The 22,817-nt window shown below is 69.4% G+C and carries 22 protein-coding genes and 1 tRNA gene; 11 read left to right on the top strand and 12 right to left on the bottom strand.

Translation table 11 applies throughout. The annotated features are described in order from the left end of the window. Positions 1 to 322: 322 nt before the first annotated feature. From WA788_RS25365 to WA788_RS25355, 3 genes are read right to left on the bottom strand one after another with little or no spacing between them, the layout of a single operon-like run. A complete protein-coding gene (locus WA788_RS25365) occupies positions 323 to 1,174 on the bottom strand; it encodes an alpha/beta fold hydrolase (protein ID WP_335981028.1) in 852 nt (283 codons plus the stop codon). Next, the gene (locus tag WA788_RS25360) at positions 1,175 to 1,378 is read right to left on the bottom strand and encodes a hypothetical protein (RefSeq protein ID WP_335981027.1); all 204 of its coding nucleotides are present in this window, start codon (positions 1,376 to 1,378) and stop codon (positions 1,175 to 1,177) included. It lies immediately after the preceding gene. Then, positions 1,375 to 2,793, bottom strand: a complete 1,419-nt coding sequence (locus tag WA788_RS25355) for an FAD-dependent oxidoreductase (protein WP_335981026.1) — start codon at positions 2,791 to 2,793, stop codon at positions 1,375 to 1,377. The genes WA788_RS25360 and WA788_RS25355 overlap by 4 nt, the downstream gene beginning before the upstream one ends. Before the next feature lie 272 nt (positions 2,794 to 3,065). Here WA788_RS25355 and WA788_RS25350 point away from each other — a divergent pair, with 272 nt between their 5' ends. Continuing rightward, positions 3,066 to 4,037 carry a helix-turn-helix domain-containing protein gene (locus WA788_RS25350; protein WP_335981025.1) on the top strand — a complete coding sequence of 324 codons (972 nt, stop codon included), beginning with the start codon at positions 3,066 to 3,068 and terminating at the stop codon, positions 4,035 to 4,037. 55 nt (positions 4,038 to 4,092) lie between these two features. Here the strand turns inward: WA788_RS25350 and WA788_RS25345 are convergent, their stop codons facing one another. Beyond that, entirely contained in the window at positions 4,093 to 5,028 is a 936-nt protein-coding gene (locus tag WA788_RS25345; protein WP_335981024.1) for an aldo/keto reductase, read from the bottom strand. 503 nt (positions 5,029 to 5,531) lie between these two features. Here WA788_RS25345 and WA788_RS25340 point away from each other — a divergent pair. The 3 genes from WA788_RS25340 (at position 5,532) to WA788_RS25330 (ending at position 10,215) form a co-directional block, all read left to right on the top strand. Further along, a complete protein-coding gene (locus WA788_RS25340) occupies positions 5,532 to 7,607 on the top strand; it encodes a hypothetical protein (protein WP_335981023.1) in 2,076 nt (691 codons plus the stop codon). Positions 7,608 to 8,108: 501 nt separating this feature from the next. Next, positions 8,109 to 8,831 carry a hypothetical protein gene (locus tag WA788_RS25335; protein WP_335981022.1) on the top strand — a complete coding sequence of 241 codons (723 nt, stop codon included), beginning with the start codon at positions 8,109 to 8,111 and terminating at the stop codon, positions 8,829 to 8,831. A 640-nt stretch (positions 8,832 to 9,471) separates the two neighbouring features. Further along, on the top strand, positions 9,472 to 10,215 hold the full coding sequence (locus tag WA788_RS25330) for a hypothetical protein (RefSeq protein WP_335981021.1): 744 nt from the start codon (positions 9,472 to 9,474) through the stop codon (positions 10,213 to 10,215). A 192-nt stretch (positions 10,216 to 10,407) separates the two neighbouring features. Here the strand turns inward: WA788_RS25330 and WA788_RS25325 are convergent, their stop codons facing one another. The 4 genes from WA788_RS25325 to WA788_RS25310 form a co-directional block, all read right to left on the bottom strand. Then, on the bottom strand, positions 10,408 to 10,812 hold the full coding sequence (locus WA788_RS25325) for a type II toxin-antitoxin system VapC family toxin (RefSeq protein ID WP_335981020.1): 405 nt from the start codon (positions 10,810 to 10,812) through the stop codon (positions 10,408 to 10,410). Continuing rightward, the gene (locus WA788_RS25320) at positions 10,805 to 11,083 is read right to left on the bottom strand and encodes a type II toxin-antitoxin system Phd/YefM family antitoxin (RefSeq protein WP_335981018.1); all 279 of its coding nucleotides are present in this window, start codon (positions 11,081 to 11,083) and stop codon (positions 10,805 to 10,807) included. Before WA788_RS25320 ends, WA788_RS25325 begins: the two co-directional genes overlap by 8 nt. A 581-nt stretch (positions 11,084 to 11,664) precedes the next feature. Next, positions 11,665 to 12,123, bottom strand: a complete 459-nt coding sequence (locus WA788_RS25315) for a type II toxin-antitoxin system VapC family toxin (RefSeq protein ID WP_335981017.1) — start codon at positions 12,121 to 12,123, stop codon at positions 11,665 to 11,667. Continuing rightward, entirely contained in the window at positions 12,113 to 12,382 is a 270-nt protein-coding gene (locus tag WA788_RS25310) for a type II toxin-antitoxin system Phd/YefM family antitoxin (RefSeq protein WP_335981016.1), read from the bottom strand. Before WA788_RS25310 ends, WA788_RS25315 begins: the two co-directional genes overlap by 11 nt. A gap of 79 nt (positions 12,383 to 12,461) precedes the next feature. Here WA788_RS25310 and WA788_RS25305 point away from each other — a divergent pair, with 79 nt between their 5' ends. Beyond that, entirely contained in the window at positions 12,462 to 12,842 is a 381-nt protein-coding gene (locus WA788_RS25305; RefSeq protein ID WP_335981014.1) for a hypothetical protein, read from the top strand. Positions 12,843 to 12,866: 24 nt separating this feature from the next. Continuing rightward, positions 12,867 to 13,673, top strand: a complete 807-nt coding sequence (locus WA788_RS25300) for a Shedu anti-phage system protein SduA domain-containing protein (RefSeq protein WP_335981013.1) — start codon at positions 12,867 to 12,869, stop codon at positions 13,671 to 13,673. 118 nt (positions 13,674 to 13,791) lie between these two features. Here the strand turns inward: WA788_RS25300 and WA788_RS25295 are convergent. Beyond that, positions 13,792 to 13,865 (bottom strand) — tRNA-Gly (locus WA788_RS25295). Between the two features lie 179 nt (positions 13,866 to 14,044). On the opposite strand from WA788_RS25295, the gene WA788_RS25290 reads away from it, so the two are divergent. Continuing rightward, on the top strand, positions 14,045 to 14,233 hold the full coding sequence (locus tag WA788_RS25290; RefSeq protein WP_335981012.1) for a hypothetical protein: 189 nt from the start codon (positions 14,045 to 14,047) through the stop codon (positions 14,231 to 14,233). A gap of 155 nt (positions 14,234 to 14,388) precedes the next feature. Further along, on the top strand, positions 14,389 to 14,964 hold the full coding sequence (gene dcd, locus WA788_RS25285) for a dCTP deaminase (RefSeq protein ID WP_335981011.1): 576 nt from the start codon (positions 14,389 to 14,391) through the stop codon (positions 14,962 to 14,964). Positions 14,965 to 14,994: 30 nt separating this feature from the next. On the opposite strand, the gene WA788_RS25280 is transcribed toward dcd, so the two are convergent. Both WA788_RS25280 and WA788_RS25275 read right to left on the bottom strand, forming a co-directional pair. Then, positions 14,995 to 15,462, bottom strand: a complete 468-nt coding sequence (locus tag WA788_RS25280; protein WP_335981010.1) for a DUF2000 domain-containing protein — start codon at positions 15,460 to 15,462, stop codon at positions 14,995 to 14,997. A gap of 52 nt (positions 15,463 to 15,514) precedes the next feature. After that, positions 15,515 to 16,471, bottom strand: a complete 957-nt coding sequence (locus WA788_RS25275) for a Yip1 family protein (protein WP_335981009.1) — start codon at positions 16,469 to 16,471, stop codon at positions 15,515 to 15,517. A gap of 141 nt (positions 16,472 to 16,612) precedes the next feature. Between WA788_RS25275 and WA788_RS25270 the strand changes: the two genes are divergently transcribed. Further along, positions 16,613 to 17,503, top strand: a complete 891-nt coding sequence (locus WA788_RS25270) for a DsbA family protein (RefSeq protein ID WP_335981007.1) — start codon at positions 16,613 to 16,615, stop codon at positions 17,501 to 17,503. Between the two features lie 130 nt (positions 17,504 to 17,633). Here WA788_RS25270 and WA788_RS25265 read toward each other — a convergent pair whose 3' ends face one another. Next, positions 17,634 to 19,892 (bottom strand): (Fe-S)-binding protein, encoded by a 2,259-nt coding sequence (locus WA788_RS25265; protein WP_335981005.1) that lies wholly within the window; start codon positions 19,890 to 19,892, stop codon positions 17,634 to 17,636. 311 nt (positions 19,893 to 20,203) lie between these two features. Here WA788_RS25265 and dnaK point away from each other — a divergent pair, with 311 nt between their 5' ends. Further along, entirely contained in the window at positions 20,204 to 22,078 is a 1,875-nt protein-coding gene (gene dnaK / locus WA788_RS25260; RefSeq protein WP_335981004.1) for a molecular chaperone DnaK, read from the top strand. Beyond that, complete coding sequence (grpE, locus tag WA788_RS25255; protein ID WP_335981003.1) at positions 22,075 to 22,779, top strand: nucleotide exchange factor GrpE; 705 nt, start codon at positions 22,075 to 22,077, stop codon at positions 22,777 to 22,779. The genes dnaK and grpE overlap by 4 nt, the downstream gene beginning before the upstream one ends. Positions 22,780 to 22,817 lie beyond the last annotated feature (38 nt).

Below are 22,817 nucleotides of genomic sequence, written 5' to 3'. Positions count from 1 at the left end.
CGGCGGCCACCCCACCCCACCCCATCCCACCCTTGCCCGGCCCGGGACTCCGACCCGCGGTCGGGCGCAGCGCACCCGGTGGACGCTCCGCGTCAGATGGCGACGACGGTCAGGGAGCCGTCCAGCCCCTTGAATCCGGCGGCGTCGCGGGTGAACCGGGGGAGGCCCTGGACGGAGGCGATGGCGGGGATCGCGAGGTCCGTTCGTCACCTGGCAGCACCATGTGGCCACCGTGTGCCGCTGCTCGCTGCTCGCTGCTCGCTGGACGCCGCCACCGCCGCCGGCCCGCCTCGTCGGTGGCGTCAAGACGTGGCGGGAGCCGTCATCCGTCTGACTCGAGGATGCCGAGCAGGAGGTGTGCGAAACGGTCGGGCTCGCGGATGGGCAGTGCGTGGCCGGAGCCGGGAACGTGGACGGTCCGGACCCCCACCTGCTCCCAGACCGCCTGGCTGGCGGCGGCGTCGAAGATCTGGTCGCCGTCGGCGATGACGGCGGTGACCCGCGCGCGTGCCGATGCGCTGAGCTTCGACAGGAAGGGCCGGAAGTCGATGACGTGCCGCAGTACCCCGGCGACCGACTCGGCCGGCGTGGCCTCGGCGATGGTGGCGACGCACTTGATGTCGTCGGCGTCGGCGGAGGTGTCGTCCGCGCGGTTCGCCAGGATGCGGCGGGCGAACGTCGTGCCGTCGTGCGCGGCTCCGACAAGGGCCCCGACCGCCTCGGGCGTGACGAGCCCTGCGGCCGGATCGTCCAGCGGCACCGGACCGTTGACGTTGGGCGCGCAGGCCAGGACGGCGGCTGCCGCCGGCCCGAGCCCGCCATGGGTCTGAAGCCAGGACTGGATGACGCCGGCGCCGAAGGACCAGCCGACCAGGATCGGCGAGACGGTCCCGGCCAGCACCGCGTCCAGGTCGCGTGACCAGAGTTCCGCGCCGGCCACCGGACCGTCGGCCGTGAGCAGTTCGGGCGCGAGATCGGTGTCGGAGCGGCCGTGGCCGCGCAGATCGAACGCGAGCAGGCGGTAGCGGTCGGCAAGTTCCGGTACGGACATCACGCCTTCCCACATCTGGCTCGAACCGCCGAGGCCGTGGACGAAGACGAGGGGGCGTCCGTCCCCCCGGCCCTTCTCGACGACATTGATGCGAACGCCGTCTTCGGTGGTCACGTCAGGCATTCAGATCTCCGAACACAGGATGAGCGGGGGTGCGACGGCCTGAAGGCCGCGGACCGGTTCCGGGCCGACCCGCACAGCCGCCTCAGCGGCGAACCACGCCAGCAACTCCTCGAGCGCCGAGTCGTCGTGCACCGCACGGTCCGACAGCCCGGCGTACCGGTCGATCACGGTGTCGACCGCGGTCTCGGTCTCGGTGCCGGTCACTGCGCCGCAGCTCCCTCGGTGGCGGCTGCCGCCTTCGCCAGGATCACCGGATCGAACAACGTGCCCGGGTGACGCAGCATGTAGGACACGTTGTTGAACGCTTTTGACACCTCCGGGTCGACGAGGGAGGCACCGACGATCTGTGCCATGGCCAGGCGCTGCTGCCGCACTTCCTCCGACACCTCGGTCCCGTTCTCGGCGTCGAGGCGGGCGGCGTCTCCGCCCGCGGACACGGCCCAGGCCGCGTCGACGACCACCTGCTGGAGGCGGAAGAACTCGGTGGCGGCCTCGTCGAGGTCGGCGCCACTGCCGAGGTAGGAGGCCAGGCAGGAGGCGTGCAGCGCGGCGGAACTCATGCCCTGGCCGTAAACCGGGTTGAAGGACGCCACGGCGTCCCCCACGCTGACCAGGCGCGCCGGCAGGCGTTCGGCCTCGGCGAAGTGGCGCCGCCGGCTCTCCGCCTGGTGGTACGTCACCACGTCGCGGGTGACGCCGCCGCTGGTGACGTCGTTGAAGACCGGAGGCAGCGCGGCACAGTGCGCGCGGAACTCGTCGATCGTCCTGCCGGGCCGGTTGTCGCCGTAGCCCATCAGCATGACGAGCCACTGCTGCCCTTCGACCGCGGTCGCCGCGGCGACGGACACCCCGCCCGACGGGTACTGCGGCGTGAACAGTTGCAGCACCGTCGCCACTTCCAGCTCCGGGAACTTCGCCTGGCGCTCGAACAGGGCGGTGGCGTAGTTGACCGGGGCTTCCAGCCGTTCCAGCCGGGGCTGGTCGTAACCGTCCTGCCCGAGCCAGTGCGAGAGCCTGCTGGAGCGTCCCATGGCGTCCACGACGAAGTCCGCCGCGAGGACTCCCTCCGCCCGCTCGCCCTGACCGCCGGTTCCGGCCTCGGTGAAGCGCACACCGGTGACGGCGCCGCCGCCGCACCGCAACCCGGTCGCCTGCGCCCGCAGGACCGAGACATTGGGCAGGGCGGTGACCCGGTCACGGACGAGGGTCTCCAGCAGCGGACGCCCGATGGCGAGGAACTGGTGGTCCACGCCGTCCGGCGCCTGCCGGGCGTCGTCGTAGCCGACGAACTGCTTGTCCGGTCCGGCCAGCGACGCGCCGCGGTCCCGCGCCTCCTGCGAGACGCCGGGAAGCCACCGCTCGATCCACCGGCGGCCGGCGGGCAGCAGCGTGTGCACCTGCTGGTCCTGGGGCACTCCGGGGCGCGACCGGGCCTGCGCCGATATGTCGTCGGGCTCGACGATGACGACCTCGCGCGCGTGGTCGGAGAGCACCCGTGCCGCGAGGAGTCCCGCGATGCTCCCGCCCATCACGCACGCGGTGTCGAACAGGACGGGTGGGTCGTGCGGCGGCTCAGCGCCGACGAGGCTCTCGAAAAGAGCCACTGCGGATTCGGACACCGAGAACTCCAGCCGGTGAGTGGAACGGACCTGGACCGGCGGATCAGCGCCCAGGCAGTCGGAACCAGGACCCGCGAGGGTCCGGCGGGACCCGCTCCGTCCCGGGGGGGAGGGCGGGAAGCGCCTGCTCATGCTCACAAGGCCCGCACGCCGGAGGCCAGTACCGGCCTGCCGAGTGCGTGGTACTTCCGTGCCACCCGAGACGGCGCCGTGCGCCCGGCCTGGGGTGGTGGGCCGGGAGTGGCGGCCGGTGCGGAGTAACGTTGCGCGGGATGAGCACCGAAGTGAGCGTGTCTCCATGGCGGATCGGGGACCCCTCGACGCCTGTGGTCGACATCACCGTGCCGTACGCGAACGAGAACCGGAACCGTGTGCTGCTCGGGGAGTGGCGGCGTCAGGGCGGCGAGCGGGTGCCGGCGCCGCCCATGCGGCTGCCGCGGCACGGCGCGGGGACGTACCGCGCGCGCATCTGGAAGCAGAACCTGCTCGACCTCTTCCTCGAGGACCAGTACAGCGACGCGGTCGCGGGCAGCACCGGGGGCCCGGGCGGGCACCTGGAGGACCGGATCGTGACGAGCGTGACGCTCAGCGGGGAGTGGCGCTTCGCCACGGAGAGCCAGCGGACCACGGCGGCGGCCGGAATGGTGTGCGTGCGCAGGAACGAGGACCCGTGGGACTTCGAGGTCGCCCGCGGCACCCGGGCGATCACCCTGGTCCTCCCCGCGAGCGAGATCCGCTTCCCGGCGAACACGCGGGCGGTCACCGCGGAACAGACCTCACCCGCCGCGGCCCTGCTGCTCGCCCAGCTCCGGCTCTGGACGGAACTGGCGGACGGACTCGGCGCCGCCGCCGGCGGCGCGGCCCGCAACGCCACCCTGGAACTGTTCAGAGGCCTGATGAACGACCAGGTCATCGACGACGCCGAGTTCGCCCCCGCGCTCCTCAGGGCGGCGATGGACCACATCGAGACCCGGCTGCTCGCCGACCCCGACCTCAGTCCCCGCGGGATCGCGGCGGCCCTGAACGTGTCCGTCCGCACCCTTTACCGCGCGTTCGGCCAAGCGGCCACGCCGCCGGTCATGGGATACGTGCGCGAACGCCGCCTCGAACGCGCCAGGGCGGAGCTGGCCTCGACGCGGCTGACCGTGTCCGAGATCGCCGCTCGCTGGCACTTCGCCGACAGCAGCCACTTCGTCAAGGCGTACAGGAAACGATTCGCCGAGCCCCCCACCGCGGCCCGCTAGGACTCCCCAGGCCGCCGACGGGGCGGCCCCCTTCGAGCCCGCCCCGCTTCCGGCTTCAGGGAACGCGGTGGCCCCCGGCACGGAACAGTTCGTACCACTCGGCCCTGGTGAGCCCAAGGTCGGAGCCCTGGGCGGCGCCCGCGACGCGCTCCGGGTTGGTGGTGCCGAGCACGACCTGCATCTGGGCCGGGTGGCGGGTGATCCAGGCAGTCGCGATGGCGATGGCGGGGACGTCGTACCGGGAGGCGAGCCGGTCGATGACGGCGTTGAGCTCGGGATAGTCCGGCGAGCCGAGGAAGACACCGTTGAAGAAGCCGGCCTGGAAGGGGGACCACGCCTGGATGGTGATGTCGTTGAGCCGGCAGTAGTCGACGATCCCGCCGCCATCCAGGGTCGCCGCCTGCTGCTCATCGAGCATGTTCGCGGCGACCCCTTGCGCGATGATCGGCTCGTGCGTGATCGACAGCTGGAGCTGGTTGGCCACGATGGGCTGGCGTACGAACTTGCGGAGCAGGTCGATCTGGCGCGGGGTGTGGTTCGACACACCGAAGGCGCGCACCTTGCCCGACGACTCGAGTGCGTCGAAGGCCCGGGCCACCTCTTCGGGCTCGACGAGTGCGTCGGGGCGGTGCAGGAGCAGGATGTCGATGCGGTCGGTGCGCAGGGCCGCGAGTGAGCCCTCGACCGACTTGACGATGTGCTCGTAGGAGAAGTCGTAGTACGGCCCGTCCGTCACGATCCCCGCCTTGGTCTGGATCGTGATCTCGTCGCGCTGTGACGGACTCAGCGCCATCGCGTCGGCGAAGCGGCGTTCACACGCGTGCAGTTCGCCCCCGTAGATGTCGGCGTGGTCGACGAAGTCGATCCCCGCGTCGCGTGCGGTGCGGACGAGCTCGCGGACCTCGTCGTCGGACTTGCGGGCGATACGCATCAGGCCGAGCACGATGTTCGGAGCGAGGATGTCGGTGCCGGGCATGATGAACGTCTTCACGGCGGGTTCCTTTCCGGTGTCCAGGTCTGCACAGTACAAGCCGGGGCCTGTCCGCTGCCGTGGGGCGCTCGCAAGGGACTTGAGGACGGTTGCAAGGCGGCCGGCCGCCTCCCCGGAGACACGAAGGTGCTCAGTGACGGCACGACGTCCGAAGCCATCGATGACGTCAAAGCCGATGACACCGTACTGGCCGCCAGCCCGCTGACCGGTGAGACCAGGCCGGAAAAGGTGCGCTGACGGCCTCCGCCTCCCCGACGGCCGCACCACCCGCATCGCCCACGTCCGAGACGACATCGGCCACATCTTCACCTACAACCTGACGGTCACCGACCTCCACACCTACTATGTGCTCGCGGACGCGACACCGGTCGGCGGAGTCGGAACACCTCACTGGCAGCCCGCAAGACAAACATTGATCCCAGCGTAGATGGACAGCGATCTGCGGCGCGCGTCGGCTGCATTGGAAATGCAGTGAATTTTTATTCTGATGTAGAGGGTGGGGAATGAGATATCGCGTGGTTGTCGGGCAGTTGGTGCCTGCCCTGGTGGCAGCCGTGTGGGCCGCGGGCCTTTCCGTTGTGTCGGCCCCCGCCGCGCAGGCGACTGCTCCCGGGAATCCAGGACTGCTGGCGGGCTCGAAGATCATCAACGGGGGTGAGGTGACCACGGCCACGGAGAACCCGGACGGGTCCCGCCTCATCCTGCACCTGATGTCCGGCGGCAATTCCGATCAGGGCGGCGGCGTCTCCTGGGCACCCGACGGCACGCGGGTCGCCTACACCAACGGCGCTCCGGCAGTGGACACCTACCTGCCGGACGGCACCGGCGAGCAGTTCGTCGCTGAAGGCGGGGCCGATCCGACGTACACGACGGACGGTGCCACGATCATCGAGGCGATATCGAGTGGGCCGGACTACACCCAGTACCAGCTCTACAAGTCGCCGGCCGCAGGCAGCCCGACCGGGCAGCAGTACCAGGACCCGCCCCCCTGGTTCGCCGAGCCGACGGGCGGATCGGACCGCTATCCGAGCGTGTCGTCGACGACCGGCGAGGTGATCTTCGAGCACGACGCCGCCGGAGCCTCGGACATCTGGACCGACCACGGCAACGCCACCGCGGGGTTGTTGATCGCCAACGGCCGTCAGCCGGACATCTCGCCGGACGGCTCGTCCATCGCGTTCTACCGCCTCGTGAACGGCTACGACCAGCTCTTCGTGCAAGCCGCGGACGGCTCCGGCACGGCCACTCAGGTGACCAGCGGCTCCACCAACCACACGTACCCCAAGTGGACTCCGGACGGACTGGGGCTGGACTACAACGCCAACCCGGGCACCAACTACCTGGACACCGTCGGCCACCACCTGGTGCTGGCGTCGAAGGCGGACTCCGTCATCCCGGGCGGCCTCTTCTCGGTGAGCCAGCAGCCCACCGGCACCTCGTCGCTCGGACAGGCGGCCTCCTTCCACTCCGTCAGCCCTCAGCGCCTGCTCGACACCCGCAACGGCACCGGCGAGGTGACCAAGGGTGCAGTTCCGGCGAACGGGACCCTCGCGGTGTCGGTCGGCGGCGCCGTACAGGCGCCCTCCCGCTCCCTCACCGCCGCGGTGCTGAACGTCACGGTCACCGGGGCCACCGCCGGCGGGCACCTGACGGTGTACCCGGAAGGCTCCGACCTGCCGAGCACGTCCAACCTCAACTGGTCGACCGGCCAGACCATCTCCAACCTCGTCACGGTCCCCGTCGGCCCTGACGGAGAGGTCGACCTGACCAACCAGAGCAGCGGCAGCACCCAGGTGATCGCCGACCTCCAGGGCTACTACTCCACGCAGGACTCCGGTACGGGCTACACGCCGGTCAGCCCGACGCGCATCCTGGACACCCGAAGCGCCTTGGGCGGCTCCACCCGAACTCCCCTTACCGACAGCACCATCAAGCTCGCCGTGCGCGGCAAGGCCGGGGTGCCGGCCGGCGCCGACTCCGTCGCAGTCAACCTGACCGCCGTGCACACCAGCAGCTCGGGCTACCTGGAGGCGTACCCGGACGGCACCACCACCCCGACCGTCTCCAACGTCAACTGGAACCACTCCGGCGCCACTCTGGCCGGGCTGGCCATCGTCCCGATCGGCACGGACGGCAGCATCGCCATCAAGGTCCACGGCACAGCCGACGTACTCGCCGACGTCTCCGGTTACTTCAGCGCGTCGTCCAGCGGGCACCCTTACGTGAGCCTCGCACCGCACCGCCTCCTCGACACCCGCCATGCCATCGGCGTGACCACCACCTCCGCGCTGGCCGGTGGCCACACCCTCGCCTTCCAGGCCGCAGGCGGCACCACCGGCGTCCCCAGCGGCACCAAGGCCGTCGTCCTCAACATCACGGTGACGGGTTCCACCGCCGCCGGACACGTCATCGCCTGGGCCGACGGCGGCACCCAGCCGACGACGTCCAACCTCAACTGGAGCGCCGGCCAGACCATCGCCAACCAGGTGATCGTGCCCCTCGGCACCGACGGCAAGGCCGAGTTGTACGTCAACAGCACCACGCACCTGATCGCCGACGTCTTCGGCTACTACAGCTGATCCCTCCGGAACCGACCTCCGCCCATGGCGCCCGGCGACCCGAACTCCTCTCGGGCCGCCGGGAGACGCCCGCTTCATCTGGTCGGCCCGTCGCTTTTCCTCAAGCGTCGTCGACAGAGTCGGACAACAACGAAGCCCCCAGATCTTAGATCCAGGGGCTTTCTTATGGAGCGGATGACGGGAATCGAACGCGCGCTCTGAGCTTGGGAATGACGGAATTCCCGGGCATCTGTACCGGCCGGTGGCAGGCACGATCCTGAAGTGCTGGCTGGGGCAGGGCCGTTGGTGGCTGCGTCGACCACGGTGCGTGGTGTGGGAGCGGTGCGGGTCGTACGACTGGACGGCGTCCCCGCTGCGTTGATGTCTCGACCGGCGGCGCGCTCGATGGGACTGTAATCCTTCGGTAGGACGGCGATGGAAGCTGTAACCGTGGAAAGCGCGGGCAGGGGATCTGATGCGGTGCGCCGACTCGGAGAGACTTCGATCTCGGGAGGAGTCCACGTGACAGCGGATGTCTTGCTGCTCCAGCGGCTCGAGGCGCTTATGGATCATCTGGCGCCGGAGGAGAGGGTTCGGCTCGGGGGCCCGCTTCTGGGCCTTGAGCCGGCGCGGCAGCGCTACGAACTCGTGGAGTGCAATCGGCTTGCGCTGGGTCGAGTGCTGGGCCGAGATCTGCGACTTGTGCACCGCCACCAAGCCGAACTGCTCGACCTCCTCTCGCTGGATAGCAATATGACCAACCAGTTGGTGTTCCCGCTCGTTACGGCACTGGGACGGCGGCCGGTCCTGCAGTACATCGTCGACGCAGTCGGCCAAGGGGAGTGGCCGCAGCGGGCGAACGCCTCCGCAGCGGCCTATTGGGTCCCGAAAGGGCCGGGCATCCCCGGTCGAGAGGAGCTCTTCACCGCGGTGAGGGACGGCGTCATGTCGGCAGCCGACGCGAGGGCGAGGCTGCGACGCCTCCGGGCACAGCCCGAACAGACGGGCAACGACTCTGTCGCCGATCTGTGGCCCGAACTCTGGCTTGCGTCCATGAGGGCTTTCGTCGACTGCGACGATGACGGCCTGCGCCTACGGCTGCACAGAGCCTTTCCTCTGGCCGCCGCACACTACCCACCCGAGGCCGCACCACTGCGCGAAGAAGCCGAACGCATCGCGCTGGCACAGCCGGAACGGTTCGGCCGGTTGCTCTGGGGTTCCACGGGTTACGGGCTCGCCATCTGACCGGCCAGGAACCGATGCGACTGCCACCTGCCCAGCCACTTTCCGTACGGTCCACCGATCCGACGGGCGGAGCTGCTGGACGTCGGTGGTGGTCAGGGCGGGGAGCAGGTTCACGGTTCTCCTCGCGTGCGGCTGGGCTGCCTCGCGGTGGGTTCGGTTGGCGTCAGTCCCGGGTAGAGACCTCGGGCAAGATGGCGGAGTAGGGCACGCCGGTGCGTTTCGCGTGGGTGACGATGTCGGTGGTGCCCGCGTAACTGCGGGCGGTTGGCGGCCCAGACGGCCAGGAGGACGTCCACGACACCGCCGAGGATTCCGCTGCCGGCCTGCCCGATCACCGTGGTGAGTGCGGCCCGGACGAGCCGCGCCGCACGGTCCGGCGGTCCGCGGTGGCCGCTGATGCCCAGTCGCACGTCGACCTGCCTTTACTCCGTCGTTGATCAGAGGTGGACGCCGTGGAATCGTTCGTCGAAGTCCCTGGCGGCCCGCGGCGGTGGTCGAGGTGTGGGAGCGGCGAAGGAGCCGGCGGCCTGCTGTTCGTTGGCGAGCGCGGCGCGCCGTTCCGCCGTTCCGCCGCTCGACCTTCGGCCGCGGGTGGCGCGGGCCCCTCCCGTCGGCATGCCGCCGCTATCTTCTTGGAGTTATGGCGGACGACAGCTTCGGTGTCCTGTTGGAACGGCTGGCACTCGGCAAGATGGGCGAACTTGTCGCTGCTGCCCACCAGGCGGGCACGAGGAGCGAGTTGGAGGCTGTGCTCCGTGGCGGGTCGCCGGGATCGGATCTCTTGCGCGTGCTCGCTCCCGTTCTCGGGTGGCATGCTGCTGACGTTTTCGCTCTGGCCGATGTGTCCCTCCCCGACGATCTCCGTCCTGCGGACCGGTCGACGGGAGGCGGGGTTCCCGCGTTGGTCCGGTCGTTCATCGCCTTGGGCTTGGAGCAGCAGGCGGAAGTCCTTCACTTCGTGGCGTCCATGCCTGCCGAGAGGCCGGCGGCGCCGGTTCGGACGCCCCCGCACATGGTCTATCCGTCCGGCCCCGGCGGGATTCTCATGCGCCTGGCCCGGAATCGCGGCCTCGGTTGGAGTGCCACCGCCCAAACGCTGGCGGTCACCACGGGGCGCTACTGGTCGGCGGCGACGTACGGAGGTATGGGCCATGGCCGCGTTTCCCTGAGCTCTGAACTGCTCGGGGATTTCTCTGCTCTGCTCGACATCTCCGAGGAAGATCTCACGGCGGTGACGGGTACCGCTTTTCCCGTTTTCACTGCTGAGCGGAAAGCAGATTTGCAGCGAGTTGGCGACCTGATCTGGCAGGTGCGGTGTTTGAGTGCGAGCCAACTGGGGCAGGCCAGGGCGCGGGCAGACGCGATGGCGGTGAAGGAGCGGTAATCGCCAGCTCGGCAGTCTCAAATTGCACGCCAATGGCGCGCCGATCACGGGGCCGTCGCGAAGCAGATGCTGGTCAGCGCGGCTTCGGGCTGATCAACGTGCATCCTGCAGCCTCCAGCGCCGGCCGAAGCTGACCGCCATGTACCGCTGGACGTGGTGCGGATGTGGTGCGGACCGCGTGGGGCGGGTCTGTCAGACGGCGACGACGGTCAGGGAGCCGTCCAGCCCTTTGAAGTCGTCGGCGTTGCGGGTGAAGAGGGGAAGGCCCTGGACGGATGCGATGGCGGCGATCATGAGATCCATCCTCCGGGGGCGTGGATCGCGCCCTGAGGCGATGGCAAGCGCTACGAGGGTGCCGTAGCGCGCAGCTGCGTCCCCGTCGAACGAGAGGGGGTCGAAATCGGCGACTGCCGCGCCCAGTTTTTCCATGCGGGCGGCGCGGACGGCAGCGTTCTTGGCCATGACGACCCCTTGCTGCAACTCGGCCATCGTGATGGCGGTGAGTTCGGGGACTGCGGGAAGGTCTGCCGGGTCGAGCACGTCCAGATCGATGTACGTGCAGGTGTCGAGCACACCGGCCGGGTGGCGCTCAGCCATGGTTGCGCTGCCAGGGGTCGTCGTCGCCGGCACGGTCTTCGGTCCCGAAGAACTCGTCCGCTTCCTGCCGCATGGCGGCGGCGTCGACGCGCGGCAGTCTGCGGTGCCGTTCCACCAGCTCTTCGGCACTCAGACGGCGCCTGCGGTGCAGGGGACGCAGTTCTGCGACCTCGGTGCCGTTGCGGGTGATGAGGTAGGTCTCGCCGGCTTCGACGGCGTCCATGACGGCTGCGGATCTGTTGCGGAACTCGCGCTGGGTGATGGTCTTCATGACCCGAGTGTAGCGCGTCGTGTCTCACGGTGCTACGAGCCGTTGAGGTGGTGCCGCTGGGCAAACGGGGCTGTGACCGCCGGGTGGCTGCCGTCGTCGAGGACCGAAGTTGGGGCCATGACCAGGAGGAGGCCGACTGTCCAACTTCGCGAACGCACCAAAGACCCGGAGCGAACGCCGGTCATGCCGGGGTGCTCGCGGCCCAAAGCCACCTGACCGCCCCGGCGCGCCCGTGCGGCTCGGACGTTCCAGTCGGCGGCGTGGAGACATCTGGGTGGCGGAGCCGCCGCACTCCGACAGGAGGAGGCGTTGCAATTTCTTTCATCGGGAAATGACGGGGAGGTAATCGAGCCGCGAATGAATTAAGCCCCAGGTCTCTGACCTGGGGCCTTGCAATGGAGCAGATGACGGGAATCGAACCCGCGCTCTGAGCTTGGGAATCATGGGGGTCTTGGTGGCATCTTTGCTGGTCGGCTGTCCGCGCGGGCCCCGAAGTGTCCACGTGTCCACCGCCATTGATGTCCGTGGTGGACCGCACGGCAGTGCTGTACATGGTGCGGATGCGGTGCGACGGCGATGCCTTACCGGTCGTGCAAGACGGTGGGCCGGGTGACGGGGACGACGGTGAGCAGGCCGTCGAGGCCCTTGTAGTCGTCGGGGTTGGTGGTAAAGAGGGGCAGCTCTTCGGCGATGGCGATGGCGGCGATCATGAGGTCGGCGACCCGGCGCCGTGGTTTGCGGCCGGCGCCGATGACGGCTGCGCAGACCCGACCGTAGATCCGGGCGGCGTCGGCGTCGAACGGGATGGGGTCGAACTCGTTCTCGGCGCGTTGCAGGATGTCCAGGCGGCGGCCCCGTTCGGCGTGCTCGTCGTAGTCGCTCTGCTCTTCGTTCCGGCGCACCTCGTGGGGGCCTGCGGAGAGTTCGGCGAGAGTGATGGCGCTGATCGCCACCTCGTCCGGGAGTTCGGCGGGGTCGAGCCACTTACGCAGGATGACGATGTTGGTGTCGAGCAGGCCCTGCGTGTACTCAGCGGGCATAGGGGTCGTCCGCTTCCTGCTCGGCGGTGGCGTCTTGGTCGGCCCTGAAGGCCTCCAAGGAGACGTCCGACGCGGTGCGGGACATTGCGGCGAACTCCGCACGCGGAACGAACCGCCGACGGCGGCGCAGCGGGATCAGCTCCCCGATCTGATGCCCGTCGCGGGTGACGGTGAAGGACTGTCCGCTCTGGACGGCGTCCATGATCTCTTTGGATCGGCTGCGCAGGTCGCGCTGGGTGATCTCGGGCTGCGCTGACATGGCTCTACGGTAGCACACGGTGCCACCACGTGCTGCGCTGGCTTGCGGCCCTGTCAGTCCCTTCAGTCAGACTCGCGGTATGAGTGTCAGATCGGATTTTTCACTGGATTTGCAGCTGAAGCGTGTCCTGGACGTGGCTGTTCATCCCGAGGTGAAGGCGGCTCTCGTATCGGCGCGGGCGCACATGAACAGCGGAAGGGGAGGGCATCGCCGAGGCGGACAGGCCCTCATCCCGTTGCTGGAGGCGGTTCGCAGTTGTGCGGCCGTTTTCGGTGAGTGGCAGGTCGTCCGGTTGGTCCAGGACTCCCTGGACTACGCCGAGGGCCGGATACTCAAGCCTGACTTCGATGAGCGATACCGCCTGTTCCAGGACGGAGCGCGAAATGAGAATCAGCGGGAATTCGTCGGAAACATGCTGTGGAACACCTTCCGCTTTGTCGCGGAGGCGAGCCGCGAGTAGGTGGATCAACACCCCGAGGCCGGAGTGAACGAACTGATCGCGCACTTCGGTTCGCTCTCGCAGGACGCGCGGTTTCTCGACGCGCCCGAGGACCGTCCGGGGCGCTACCGGGTGCTGCGTGGGCGGGCTGAGGCAGCGGCGTGGTTGGAACGCGTCCTGCGTGAACGAGTGGACATCGAGGCGCCCGCCGAGGCCGCCCGCAGGATCGTCACCTCTCCCGAGGCGGTGGCCCTCCTTGCTGCCGACACGGAGGGGCAGATGCTCCTCAGAGCGGCGGAGTTGCAGCGACGGGCAGCCGGCCTGGAGGCTTTGCGCAGGGTCGTCGAGGACACCACGGCTTCCGAACACGCGCTTCAGCGCGCGTTGGAGGGGCAGTACTGGATCTTCGGCGGGCGGTTCGTCGGTGAGGCGGCCCACCGCAGGTTGGTGCCCGGGGACGAGGTCGACATTCCTCTGATCCGTGGTGACGGCGCCCTGCACGTCGTTGAGTTGAAGCGCTCAGCGAGCCTGGTTGGCCCGATGGTGAAGAAGCACCGAGGTTCGTGGGTACCTACCGCGCAGGTGCACGACGCTGTCGGCCAGGCGGTGAACTATCTCGTCGGCTTGGACGAGAGCCGTCGGCGGCTCCGCGAAGAACTCGGCATCGAGACGCGACGGACCAGCGCGATGGTGCTGATCGGACACCCCTCGGTTCAGCCCTCCGTTCCAGAGGAGTCGATCAACGAAGCACTTCGCATCTTCAATACCCATGTGAATCGTGTGGAGGTGCTTACGTACAAGGAGTTGGTCGATAACGCCGAGCGCTCCTTGGGTAGCGAGCCTTCGCTGTAATCCCGCAGGCATCAGGACAGCCTGCGGCTTGTCCTAGGAATCGCCGAGCTCTGCAGGGCGGCGATAGTGGTTTGCGGGCCAAGAGAAAGCCCCAGGTCTCCGACCTGGGGCTATGCAATGGAGCGGATGACGGGAATCGAACCCGCGCTCTGAGCTTGGGAAGCTCATGTTCTACCATTAAACTACATCCGCGTGTGAGCGGCTTCGGGAAGACGCTGCGGGGATACTGTACCGCATGGCGGGGGTGGGAGGGGGAGGGGTTCGGGGGTGGGGGAGGGGTAGGTTGGGGGTCGGTGTGGTGGAGCCCCGGTGGGCGGGACATCCCCTAATGTGTGGGTTCGTCGGCCACGCGGAGTTGGGGAAGGGGCTACATGGAGCGCACGGTTGTTCGGTGTGCGGAGGGACATGTGTTCAGTACGGCGTCGTTTCCGATGCAGCATCTCGGCGCTGAACGCTTGGGCCCTGGACGGTTGTTGAGGTGCCCGAAGTGCGCGCGGCTGCGGCACGCGGTGCCGGTGGGCGAGCCCGCCGGTGGCCTGCACGGGGCCACGGGAAAGTAGCGGGCACGTAGACGGGAAGCGGGGCGACCGTTCCCGGCGCCTCGCCCCCCGTACGCCCTGCCCCCGTACGCCGTGCCCCCTGCGGCACGAGCACCCGTACGGCGTGGCACGCCCACCCACACGGCACCCTGATCAGGGTCGGTTAGTCTCGGGGGGTGCTTCTCTCAGACAAGGACATCCGGACCGAGATCGACAACGGCCGGGTGCGGGTGGACCCCTTCGACGCGGCGATGGTGCAGCCCTCGAGTATCGACGTGCGGCTGGACCGCTTCTTCCGGGTCTTCGAGAACCACCGCTACCCGCACATCGACCCCGCGGTGGAGCAGCCCGACCTGACCCGGCTGGTGGAGCCGGAGGGCGACGACGCGTTCATCCTGCACCCGGGCGAGTTCGTGCTCGCCTCGACGTACGAGGTCATCACGCTCCCGGACGACATCGCGTCCCGGCTGGAGGGGAAGTCCAGCCTCGGCCGGCTCGGCCTGCTGACGCACTCCACGGCAGGCTTCATCGACCCCGGCTTCTCCGGCCACGTGACGCTGGAGCTGTCCAACATGGCGACCCTGCCGATCAAGCTGTGGCCCGGGATGAAGATCGGACAGCTGTGCCTGTTCCGCCTGTCCTCCCCCGCGGAGTTCCCGTACGGGTCCGCCCGCCACGGCTCGCGCTACCAGGGGCAGCGCGGCCCCACGCCCTCCCGCTCGTTCCTCAACTTCCACCGCACGCAGGTCTGAACGAGCCGCCCGCCCACCGCGGTCGGGCCCTCACGGGTGCATCCGCGCACCCTTGAGCACCTTGTCCACCCCGTTCTTCGGCCCGTACACCGCGAGCCCCACCAGGTCGAGCCCGTCCCGCGGCACCGCCCGCACCGCCGCCCGGTTGTCCCGGTCGTTGCCGGTGGCGAAGAGGTCCGCGGTGAACAGCGACCGCGGCAGCGCGCGGGACAGCGCCCGGGCGTGCGCGGTGGTCAGCATCTGCTGGTCGCCCTCGAAGACCAGCACCGGCTGCCGGAACATCGGCAGGTAAGGCGTCCCGTCGGCGTCCTCGTACGGCTCGCCCATCACCTCCGGCACGTGCGAGCCGAGCCCGCTGACGAGGAAGGCGGTGACATTGAGCCGCTGCCACGTCTCGAGGTCCTCCCGCAGGAGTACGGCGATCTTCGTGTCGAAACGGATCGGCTCGGGCGGCTCGGGTGCGATGTCGCTCTCGGTGCTGTCGTTCTCGGTGCTCATGCACCCACCCTCGCGCCCGGGCCCGCCCCGGATCTTGTACGTTCCTGACCGATCAGATCAGCGGCAGCTTGAAGAGCATCAGCAGCGCCACCAGCTGGATCGACGCCGCCCCGAGCGCCTTGTGCCAGGGCAGGTCGTGCGACTTGGCCACCATCGACGTCAGCAGCGCCCCGCACGCGATCCAGGTCACCCACCCCAGCAGCTGCACGAAGCCGTTGCCGCCGCCGAGGAACATCGCGAACAGCAGCCGGGGCGCGTCCGTGAGCGAGCTGACCAGCATCGCCAGGCCGACCGTCGGCGCCCAGACCCCGTCCCCGCCGAGCTGCCGGGCGAGCGTGTTGGTGACCGCGCCGAGCGTCAGCCCGCACAGCACCACCATGACCGCGGTGGTCAGCACCCACGGCACGCTCGCGGTCAGCGTGGAGTTGAGCACGTCGCTGCGGGCGGCGTCGAAGCCGAAGACGGCGAGCAGCCCGTAGACGAACGTCACGCCCAGGGCCGGGCCCCACACGGAGTGGTCCCGCATCTGCCAGAACGTACGGCCCGGGCGCAGCACGATCCCGCTCAGCAGCTCCTTCCAGTGCAGCCGGGGCCCCGCGGGGGGCGCGCTGGCCTGGCCGGCACGGTAGGTGGCCACGTTGTCGCCGCCGTAGGCCGCCCCGTCGTCGTAACCGCCCCGCCCGTCGTCGTAGCCGCCGTACGGTGCGCCGCCCCCGTACGGTGCCCGGTTGTCGTACGCCTGGCCCGCGTACGGGTCGTCGCCGTATCCGTCGTTCGCGCCGAGGGTGAAGGAGCGGGTGCTGCCGGGGGAGTCGTCGTACGAGGGGGCCCCAGGCGCACTGCGGTAGCCGGGCGCACCGGCGCCGTACCCCGGCGCACCGCCGTACCCGGGACCGTAACCCTGACCCGAGCCCTGCCCGGCGCCGCCGGCCCCGGACGCCCCGTACCGTGCCGAGGGCGCCCCGCCCTGCCGCCCGCCGCCGCCCCGTCGTCCCTTGAAACCTGCCACGCCTTCGAACGTACCCGCTACCGCGAGTGCCGGGACGATCGTCTGTCCGAGTGCGGGCCATTGCTGCCAACCTGTGACACGCCCCGGTAGCCTGCCGGGCGACGACGGGGACGGGCTGGACCGGGTACGGGGAGGGTGACGATGGACAAGGCTGCCGAGGCGGTCCTCGGATCGGACGCGGAGGGCGCGGCCGCGCGGGAGGGGGCCGTCCGGGTGAAGCGCACCGCCGCGCCCGGCGCCCGGCGGGCGGCCCTCTTCGCCGCCGCGGTCGCCGCCCTCGCCCTGCCCCTGGCGGCCTGCTCCAGCGGCCCGGGCCCCGGCTCGCGGCTGCCGGACTCCGGCACCAGCGCCGCGCGTACGTCGGCCGCGCCGACCGGCACCGCCGCCGGGGCCACTCCCACCGCGAGCGGCGGCACGGAGACCACCGGAACCACCACCGGCACCGGGAGCGCGATACCGGCCCGGCTGGAGGCGGACGGCACCACCGTCACCGTCGGCGACCCCGCCGCGGCGCACACCCTCACCGTCTACGAGGACCCGCGCTGCCCGATCTGCGAGCAGTTCGAGCAGGCGAACGCGGCGCAGATCCAGGCGCTGGAGGCGGCCGGCAAGATCCGCGTCCAGTACACCTTCGCGTCGTTCATCGACCAGAACAGCGGGGGCGGCGGCTCCAAGCGGGCGGTGAACGCCCTGCGCGCCGCCCTGGCCGCGTCGGCGGACGGCGGCGGCTTCGTGGCGCTGCACACGCTGGTCTACCAGTACCAGCCGAACGAGCAGACCGACGGCTTCACCGCGGACTTCCTGCTCCAACTCGCGGGCAAGGTGCCGGGGCTGCGCTCGGCGGCCTTCGATGCCGCGGTGCGCGGGCAGAAGTACGCGAGCTTCGTCAGCGCCTCGGAGAACGCGTTCATCAAGAGCGGGGCGGGCGGCACCCCGATGGTGAAGATCGACGGCGACAAGGTGTCCAACGACGACGGGATCTTCGACGCCACCTCGTTCAGGAAGATCCTCTCCCAGCACGGGGTGTCCTGAGCGGTCCGGAGCCTGACTGCCGCTTCGCCTCCTGGGTGCGGACGCGCGTCCGGCCTCCTAGGTGCTCAGGCACTGCTCAGGCACCTAGGAGGCCGGACAGGGTCCAGGACCGGTGGGCGGGGTGCTCGGCTCAGCCCGCCGGCGCCGCCTCCGCCGTCGCCTCGGCCGGCGTCTTCACCGAGTCGAGCAGCAGCTGTGCGACGTCCACCACCTGGAGGGACTCCTTCGCCTTGCCGTCGTTCTTCTTGCCGTTGACGGAGTCGGTGAGCATCACCAGGCAGAACGGGCAGGCGGTGGAGACGATGTCCGGGTTGAGCGACAGCGCCTCGTCGACGCGCTCGTTGTTGATGCGCTTGCCGATCCGCTCCTCCATCCACATGCGCGCGCCGCCGGCGCCGCAGCAGAAGCCGCGCTCCTTGTGGCGGTGCATCTCCTCGCTGCGCAGCCCGGGCACCTTGGCGATGATCTCGCGCGGCGGCGTGTAGACCTTGTTGTGCCGGCCGAGGTAGCAGGGGTCGTGGTAGGTGATCAGGCCCTCGACAGGGGTGACCGGGACCAGCTTCCCGTCGTCCACCAGGTGCTGGAGCAGCTGGGTGTGGTGGATGACCTCGTACTCGCCGCCGAGCTGCGGGTACTCGTTGGCGATGGTGTTGAAGCAGTGCGGGCAGGTCGCGACGATCTTCTTGGCGGCGCGCGGGCGGCGCGAGGACGCGACCACCTTGCCGTCGTCGTCCAGCTCCTCGCCGAACGCCATGTTGAGCATGGCGACGTTCTCCTGGCCGAGCTGCTGGAACAGGAACTCGTTGCCCAGGCGGCGGGCCGAGTCGCCGGTGCAGTTCTCCTCGCCGCCCATGATGGCGAACTTGACGCCCGCGATGTGCAGCAGCTCGGCGAACGCCTTGGTGGTCTTCTTGGCGCGGTCCTCCAGCGAGCCCGCGCAGCCGACCCAGTACAGGTACTCGACCTCGGTCAGGTCCTCGACGTCCTCGCCGACGACCGGCACCTCGAAGTCGACCTCCTTGACCCATGCCAGCCGCTGCTTCTTGGGCAGCCCCCACGGGTTGCCCTTCTTCTCCAGGTTCTTCAGCATCGTGCCGGCCTCGCTGGGGAAGGCCGACTCGATCATCACCTGGTAGCGGCGCATGTCCACGATGTGGTCGACGTGCTCGATGTCCACCGGGCACTGCTCGACGCAGGCGCCGCAGGTGGTGCAGGACCACAGCACGTCGGGGTCGATGACCCCGTTCTCCTCCAGGGTGCCGATCAGCGGGCGCTCGGCCTCGGCGAGCGCGGCGGCGGGCACGCCGGCGAGCTGCTCCTGGCTCGCGCGCTCCTCGCCCTCGGCCGACTTGCCGCCGCCGGCCAGCAGGTAGGGCGCCTTGGCGTGGGCGTGGTCGCGCAAACTCATGATCAGCAGCTTCGGCGACAGCGGCTTGCCGGTGTTCCAGGCCGGGCACTGCGACTGGCAGCGGCCGCACTCGGTGCAGGTGGAGAAGTCGAGGATGCCCTTCCAGGAGAACTGCTCGACCTGGGAGACGCCGAAGACGTCGTCCTCGCCCGGGTCCTCGAAGTCGATCGGCACGCCGCCGCTGGTCATCGGCTGAAGCGCGCCCAGGGCCACCGGGCCGTCGGCGTTGCGCTTGAACCAGATGTTGAAGAAGGCGAGGAAGCGGTGCCAGGCGACACCCATCGAGGTGTTCAGGCCCAGGGTGATCGCCCAGATCATGGTGACGCCGAGCTTGATCATCGCGACCAGGTACACCGTGTTCTGGAGGGTGCCGGTGCTCAGCCCGCGCAGGCCGGCCACCAGGGGGTACGACACCCAGTACGCCGCCTCGTAGTGGTCGACGCCGTGCAGCGCCCCCTCCAGGCCGCGCAGCATCAGGATGGCCAGGCCGATGACGAGCACCACGTACTCGACGAAGTACGCCTGCCAGGCCGTCGATCCGGCGAAGCGCGACTTGCGGCCGGCCCGGGACGGCAGGTTCATCAGCCGCACCGCGATGAGCACCAGGATGCCCAAGGTGGTGAAGAGGGAGATGAACTCGACGTACACCTCGTAGGGCAGCCAGGTGCCGATCACCGGCAGGATCCAGTCGGCCTTGAAGAGCTGGCCGTAGGCGTTGACGATGGTCAGGCCGAGGGTGAGGAAGCCGACCGCCACGAACCAGTGGGCGACGCCGATCGGCCCCCACTTGTTCATCCGGGTGTGGCCGACGAACTCCTTGGCCAGCGTCTTCGTGCGCGCCACCGGGTCGTCGGTGCGGCTGCCCGCGGGTACGGGCTGGCCGAGCCGGACGAACCGGTAGATCTGCGCGACGGCGAGGCCGATCAGGGCGACGCCGACCGCCGTGAGGACCAGCGACACGATGATCGCGGCGAGCTGCATGAGGGCTCCTCGGGCCTGCTGCGAGCAAAAACGTACTAAGCGGTAACTTACTCCGGTCTCGGCTGAGGGTACCCGGGAATTCCGGGGCCATAAAGCCGCCCTGCTGGTGATCTGTGTCGCGGGCCGGGCACCCGGGGTCCGGAGGGTGCCGCCGTTCGGGCGAACCGGGGTGTGCGCAGGGTGTCTCCTGGGTAGTGCGTCGGATGCGCGCCGTTAAGTTGAGCCGCTATGACTCATGTCAATTGACTTCCGGCTCGCGGTCAGGCATGGTTGAGCCAGTTGCACTCAAGTCAGTTGTTGGAGGATTAACCATGGCACGTGCGGTCGGCATCGACCTGGGCACGACTAACTCCGTCGTCAGCGTTCTCGAAGGCGGCGAGCCCACCGTCATCACCAACGCAGAGGGCGCCAGGACCACGCCGTCCGTCGTCGCCTTCGCCAAGAACGGCGAGGTGCTCGTCGGCGAGGTGGCCAAGCGCCAGGCGGTCACCAACGTCGACAGGACCATCCGCTCCGTCAAGCGCCACATGGGCACCGACTGGCGGATCAACCTCGACGGCAAGGACTTCAACCCGCAGCAGATCTCCGCGTTCATCCTGCAGAAGCTGAAGCGGGACGCGGAGTCGTACCTGGGCGAGAAGGTCACCGACGCGGTGATCACCGTCCCCGCGTACTTCAACGACTCCGAGCGCCAGGCCACCAAGGAGGCCGGCGAGATCGCCGGCCTGAACGTGCTGCGCATCGTCAACGAGCCGACCGCGGCCGCACTGGCGTACGGCCTGGACAAGGACGACCAGACGATCCTCGTCTTCGACCTCGGCGGCGGCACCTTCGACGTGTCCCTGCTGGAGATCGGCGACGGCGTGGTGGAGGTCAAGGCCACCAACGGCGACAACCACCTCGGTGGTGACGACTGGGACCAGCGCGTCGTGGACTACCTGGTCAAGCAGTTCCAGTCCGGCCACGGCGTGGACCTGGGCAAGGACAAGATGGCGCTCCAGCGGCTGCGCGAGGCCGCGGAGAAGGCCAAGATCGAGCTGTCCTCCTCGACGGAGACCTCGATCAACCTGCCCTACATCACGGCCTCCGCCGAGGGCCCGCTGCACCTGGACGAGAAGCTCACCCGGGCGCAGTTCCAGCAGCTCACCTCCGACCTGCTGGAGCGCTGCAAGACCCCGTTCCACAACGTGATCAAGGACGCCGGCATCCAGCTGTCCGAGATCGACCACGTGGTCCTGGTCGGCGGCTCGACCCGGATGCCCGCCGTCGCGGACCTGGTGCGCGAGCTGACCGGCGGTAAGGAGGCCAACAAGGGCGTCAACCCGGACGAGGTCGTCGCCATCGGCGCGTCCCTCCAGGCCGGCGTCCTGAAGGGCGAGGTCAAGGACGTCCTGCTGCTCGATGTCACCCCGCTGTCCCTCGGCATCGAGACCAAGGGCGGCATCATGACCAAGCTGATCGAGCGGAACACCACGATCCCGACCAAGCGCTCGGAGATCTTCACCACCGCCGAGGACAACCAGCCGTCGGTGCAGATCCAGGTCTACCAGGGCGAGCGCGAGATCGCGGCGTACAACAAGAAGCTCGGCATGTTCGAGCTGACCGGTCTGCCGCCGGCCCCGCGCGGGATGCCCCAGATCGAGGTCACCTTCGACATCGACGCCAACGGCATCATGCACGTGGGCGCGAAGGACCTCGGCACCGGCAAGGAGCAGCGGATGACCGTCACGGGCGGCTCCTCGCTGCCCAAGGACGAGGTCGACCGGATGCGCCAGGAGGCCGAGCAGTACGCGGACGAGGACCACAAGCGCCGCGAGGCCGCCGAGACCCGCAACCAGGGTGAGCAGCTCGTCTACCAGACCGAGAAGTTCATCGCGGACAACAAGGACAAGCTCCCGGAGGACGTGAAGTCCGAGGTCGAGACCGCGGTCGCCGACCTGAAGGAGAAGCTGAAGAACGAGTCGTCCGACGACAGCAACACCGCGGCGATCCGCGAGGCCACCGAGAAGGTCGCGGCCACCAGCCAGAAGCTCGGCCAGGCGCTGTACGCCAACGCGCAGGCCGAGGGCGGCGCGGCCCCCGGTGCCGACGCGGGCGCGCCCGGTGACTCGGCCCAGGCCGCGGACGACGACGTCGTGGACGCCGAGATCGTCGACGACGAGGGCAAGAGGGATGGTGCCGCGTGACGGAGGAGCCGAAGGGCTTCGAGGAGCCCGACGTCCCCTCCGACGCCGCCGAGGAGCCGGCCGCCGGCAAGGCGGGCAAGTCCGGCTCGGGCAACGGGACCGCCGGTAAGGCGGGCCCGTCGTCCGGGGGCGGGGACGACGCGACCTCCCAGGAGCTGACGGCCGTCAAGGCGCAGTTGGACCAGGTGCGCACCGCGCTCGGCGAGCGCACCGCCGACCTCCAGCGCCTCCAGGCCGAGTACCAGAACTACCGCCGCCGGGTGGAGCGGGACCGCGTCGCCGTCAAGGAGGTCGCGGTCGCCAACCTGCTGACCGAACTGCTCCCGGTGCTCGACGACATCGGCCGGGCACGGGAGCACGGCGAACTGGTGGGCGGCTTCAAGTCGGTCGCCGAGTCGCTGGAGACGGTCGCCGCGAAGCTGGGCCTCCAGCAGTTCGGCAAGGAGGGCGAGGCATTCGACCCGCTGGTGCACGAGGCGCTGATGCACAGCTATTCGCCTGACGTCACGCAGACGACATGCGTGCAGATCCTCCAGCCGGGGTACCGGATCGGGGAGCGCAATCTGCGACCCGCCCGGGTCGCGGTGGCCGAACCCCAGCCGGGCACGCACGGCAAGGACGAGCAGTCCGAGCCGGGCGAGGCCGAGTCGGCCGACCGCAAGGCGGACGACGAGGAGACCGGTGGTCCGTCCGAGGGCTGACGACGGGCGCGGGACGTGGACGGAGAGGAGGGACGCCG

Origin of the sequence: Streptomyces sp. CA2R106, assembly GCF_037034245.1 — a bacterium.
In the GTDB taxonomy this organism is placed as follows: Bacteria; Actinomycetota; Actinomycetes; order Streptomycetales; family Streptomycetaceae; genus Actinacidiphila.
The sequence above is the reverse complement of the archived record's forward strand: the minus strand, read 5'-3'. Positions and strand labels throughout refer to the sequence as shown.

Bases quoted from the DNA above. Each gene is read 5' to 3' on its own strand.
- WA788_RS25365 (WP_335981028.1), bottom strand. From the start codon at position 1,174: ATGCCTGACGTGACCACCGAAGACGGCGTTCGCATCAATGTCGTCGAG.
- WA788_RS25350 (WP_335981025.1), top strand. From the start codon at position 3,066: ATGAGCACCGAAGTGAGCGTGTCTCCATGGCGGATCGGGGACCCCTCG.
- WA788_RS25340 (WP_335981023.1), top strand. From the start codon at position 5,532: ATGAGATATCGCGTGGTTGTCGGGCAGTTGGTGCCTGCCCTGGTGGCA.
- WA788_RS25330 (WP_335981021.1), top strand. From the start codon at position 9,472: ATGGCGGACGACAGCTTCGGTGTCCTGTTGGAACGGCTGGCACTCGGC.
- WA788_RS25325 (WP_335981020.1), bottom strand. From the start codon at position 10,812: ATGGCTGAGCGCCACCCGGCCGGTGTGCTCGACACCTGCACGTACATC.
- WA788_RS25320 (WP_335981018.1), bottom strand. From the start codon at position 11,083: ATGAAGACCATCACCCAGCGCGAGTTCCGCAACAGATCCGCAGCCGTC.
- WA788_RS25315 (WP_335981017.1), bottom strand. From the start codon at position 12,123: ATGCCCGCTGAGTACACGCAGGGCCTGCTCGACACCAACATCGTCATC.
- WA788_RS25310 (WP_335981016.1), bottom strand. From the start codon at position 12,382: ATGTCAGCGCAGCCCGAGATCACCCAGCGCGACCTGCGCAGCCGATCC.
- WA788_RS25305 (WP_335981014.1), top strand. From the start codon at position 12,462: ATGAGTGTCAGATCGGATTTTTCACTGGATTTGCAGCTGAAGCGTGTC.
- WA788_RS25290 (WP_335981012.1), top strand. From the start codon at position 14,045: ATGGAGCGCACGGTTGTTCGGTGTGCGGAGGGACATGTGTTCAGTACG.
- WA788_RS25280 (WP_335981010.1), bottom strand. From the start codon at position 15,462: ATGAGCACCGAGAACGACAGCACCGAGAGCGACATCGCACCCGAGCCG.
- WA788_RS25270 (WP_335981007.1), top strand. From the start codon at position 16,613: ATGGACAAGGCTGCCGAGGCGGTCCTCGGATCGGACGCGGAGGGCGCG.
- WA788_RS25265 (WP_335981005.1), bottom strand. From the start codon at position 19,892: ATGCAGCTCGCCGCGATCATCGTGTCGCTGGTCCTCACGGCGGTCGGC.
- dnaK (WP_335981004.1), top strand. From the start codon at position 20,204: ATGGCACGTGCGGTCGGCATCGACCTGGGCACGACTAACTCCGTCGTC.